The sequence below is a fragment of the Actinoallomurus acaciae genome, assembly GCF_042429965.1.
In the GTDB taxonomy this organism is placed as follows: domain Bacteria; phylum Actinomycetota; class Actinomycetes; order Streptosporangiales; family Streptosporangiaceae; genus Actinoallomurus; species Actinoallomurus acaciae.
In genome coordinates this window covers 1-3,115 of record NZ_JBHLZP010000745.1, presented here as the reverse complement: position 1 = coordinate 3,115, position 3,115 = coordinate 1, and the positions used below count along the sequence as shown (strand labels likewise).

The window sequence follows — 3,115 nt, the reverse complement described above, 5'->3', positions numbered from 1 at the left end:
GCGTGCACCAGCAGCGGCACGGTCGCCGCCCCGGCGCCGGTCGCCTTCGCCAGCAGCGGGACGTACTCATCCAGCGCGTCGACCCCGGACACCAGCGCGACGACGAGCAGGCGGCGCCGGATCTCAGGGGCGCCGCGCAGTTCGGCCAGGCCCGAGCGGAGCACCGCGCCGTACCGCTCCTCCCGTTCCCCGCCGCCGCGCGACTCGGGAAAGGAGCGGCCCACGGGCACGCCCACCAGGGCGACGGCCACGCTCGCCAGGCCGACGGCCCGGTATCCACCCGCGTGCAGGACCGGGGACGCCAGGGCCGTCGCCGCCATCACCGCGGTCGTGCCGACGGCCCTCGACCGGCCGATGAGCCTCCCGTACGCGCCGGAGGAGCCGAGGCGGGTGAGCTCGTCGTAGACCAGCGCCTGCAGGGCCCCGGAGCGTACGGCTCCGCCGGCGCCCCACAGCACGAAGCCGAGCGCGAAGAACGGATAGGAGGGCAGGAACGTCCAGAGGGCGTAGCCGACGGCGGTGAGGCCGGGCGCCAGAGTCAGCAGCAGGCGCCGGGAGAAGGCGTCCGCCCAGATCCCGGACGGCACGTCGATCAGGAACGAGCTGACCGACCACAGGATGAACAGGGACGAGATCTCCGCCCCGGACAGCCCGGCGTCGGCGAACAGCACCGCGTACACCGGATAGAACAGGACGAAGTCCTCGAAGAACGCATAGGCGTAGAGCCTGCGCGCGAGCCGGGACTCAGGTGAGGATCAATGTCGCCACGTCATGCCCGCAGGCTATGACGGCGTCCCGGAGAACGCACGCGGAATATGACGGTTTCCTGACGTCATCGCGCGATCCATGGGCGTACGGCCCGGCGAGTGCTCGAATAGAGGATGTGAGCAGCGAAGGATCGCCGGTCGGGCGTCGTGTCGTCCTCGGCATGGTCGGGCTCGGTGCCCTGGGCGTCGTGGTGGGCGCGCGGGTGCAACGGGGCGTGAACCGCGCGCTCGGGCCGGTCGGCTCGGGGATCTCCGGCATCGTGCCGGCCGCCGGCGGGTTCCGGTTCTACACGGTGACCGGGTCGGTGAAGCGAATCGAGCCGGCCGACTACCAGTTGAGGGTGCGCGGCCTGGTCGAACACCCGCGCTCCTACAGCTTCGCCGATCTCCAGCACGCGCTTCCGCAGACGCGGATGACCGACACGTTCCACTGCGTCACGGGCTGGAGCGTGCCGAACGTCGCGTGGGTGGGCGTCGCGCTGCCGGACCTGCTCGACGCCGTCGGGGTACGGCCGGGCGCGAGGGGCGTGCGGTTCACCTCCTTCGACGGCGAGTACACCGAGAGCCTCACGATGGAGCAGGCGCGCCGCCGCGACGTGATCGTCGCGACCGGCATGCTGGGCGGCCCGGTCAGCCACGACCACGGCGGTCCGGTGCGGATGTACGTCGCCCCGATGTACGGCTACAAGTCGACCAAGTGGCTGAGCGGCATCGAGGTGGTCGGCGACGTACGGCCGGGCTACTGGGAGGAACGGGGCTACGACGTGGACGGCTGGGTGGGCCGCTCGAACGGGTACACCTCATGACCGGGCGGAGCGAGGGAGCCGACGACATGGTCACTCCTCCGGTGAGGGAGGGCCGGTGATCCGGTTCGAACGCCCGGTGCGCTGGGTCCACCACACGACGGCTGTGCTGATGCTGGCCTGCCTCGCGACCGCGGCGGTGCTGTACGTCCCGGCCTTCGCCGAGACGGTCGGGCACCGGCACCTGGTCCGTACGATCCACGTCTACGCGGGGTTCGCGCTGCCGTTCCCGGCGTTGCTGGGCTGGATGTCCCGCGCGTTCCGCGACGACCTGCGCCGGCTGAACCGGTTCTCCCCCGACGACTGGGCGTGGCTGCGGGGACGCGACCGTCGTGCCACCGCCGGCGGGCGCGGCATCCACCCGGTCGGCAAGTACAACGGGGGCCAGAAGCTGAACGCGGCGTTCGTGGGCGGGGCGATCCTGGTGATGCTCGGCACCGGAACGATCATGACGTTCCCGCACCCGTGGCCCGACTCCTTCCGCGGCGGCGCGACGTTCGTCCACGACTGGCTGTTCGTGGCGGTCCTCGTCGTCGTGATCGGCCATCTCTGGTACGCGCTGCGGGACCGCGGCGCGCTCGGCGGCATGTTCCTCGGGAGCGTCTCGGAGGACTGGGCGGCGCGTCACCACCCGGCGTGGCTGGATGAGCGGAAGGGACGGGATCGTGTCTCCGGGAAGTCTTGACACCCCTGGCGCCAGAGTCGAGATTCGGAGCGGACGCGCACGTACCCGGATCTTCTGTGGCGGGAGGGTGTCCGCATGTCATCGACGCAGCTCATCTCACGACTGGACGTCTCACCGGCGATCGTGGGGCGGCTCTGCCGCGACTTCACCGAGCTCTCCCGGGAGACCGTCGAACGCTGTGTCACGGACGTCGGCCTGCGCGGCCGCCATCTGGGCGTGGACCTGACCCCGGAGCTCGTGGAGCTCCTCGCGCGCGAGCACCTCGTGAGCATGGTCAAGTCCGAACCGCCCTCGGCGCGACGAGCCGAACCTTCTTCGGGCGAGTAGGGTAAGTGGCCGGACACCGGACCACTCCTCCCTCAGGCGCCGCCCCCGGCCGCGCCATGGGACGTATTGCGAAAAGGTAGCCACGTGAGCGACCTGCGCGAGCCGCTGGATGCGCGAGCATCGCTGGAAGGGCTCATGAGCGAACCGACCGGCGTCCGCCTGTCGTCACGTGGTGAGGCTAGATGACACGGCGCCGTGCACAACCCCCGGAGGCCGTCTTCGAGGAGATGCTCCGCGCCGCTCGTGAGCTGCTGGCCGTACGCAGTCCGCTCGATGCCGAGCTCATCGTGAGCGAGATGCTCGGGGCCTGGTGGGGCAAGCGGCTGGTCCACGACGACGTGGAGGAGCTCGTCGGCGAGGCCCTGGTCGACCACGCCGCGAAGGCCGGGACGCCCGCGGCGCTGGCGCTGCTCACCGGCATCGCCTATCTCGGCACGCCGCGGCAGGCGGCCAAGGCCGAACGCGCCGCGCTCCCGCTCATGGAGGCGGGCGTCGCGCGGCCGGGCTGGGCCGGGCGCGTCGGCGTGGTCGTG

General features: G+C 71.4%; 4 protein-coding genes and 1 pseudogene. 4 read left to right on the top strand and 1 reads right to left on the bottom strand.

Annotated features, from left to right (window positions below):
• The coding region (locus ACFFNX_RS46230) for an MFS transporter (protein ID WP_378212703.1) at window positions 1-671 on the bottom strand (671 nt) is incomplete at its 3' end.
• A gap of 212 nt (window positions 672-883) precedes the next feature.
• Here ACFFNX_RS46230 and ACFFNX_RS46225 point away from each other — a divergent pair.
• The 4 genes and pseudogenes from ACFFNX_RS46225 to ACFFNX_RS46210 all read left to right on the top strand — a co-directional run.
• Complete coding sequence (locus ACFFNX_RS46225) at window positions 884-1,573, top strand: molybdopterin-dependent oxidoreductase (RefSeq protein ID WP_378212701.1); 690 nt, start codon at window positions 884-886, stop codon at window positions 1,571-1,573.
• Window positions 1,574-1,628: 55 nt separating this feature from the next.
• Complete coding sequence (locus tag ACFFNX_RS46220) at window positions 1,629-2,255, top strand: cytochrome b/b6 domain-containing protein (RefSeq protein WP_378212700.1); 627 nt, start codon at window positions 1,629-1,631, stop codon at window positions 2,253-2,255.
• 75 nt (window positions 2,256-2,330) lie between these two features.
• Window positions 2,331-2,582 (top strand): hypothetical protein, encoded by a 252-nt coding sequence (locus ACFFNX_RS46215; RefSeq protein WP_378212698.1) that lies wholly within the window; start codon window positions 2,331-2,333, stop codon window positions 2,580-2,582.
• 182 nt (window positions 2,583-2,764) lie between these two features.
• Window positions 2,765-3,115, top strand: a pseudogene (locus ACFFNX_RS46210) (hypothetical protein); the annotation flags it as partial.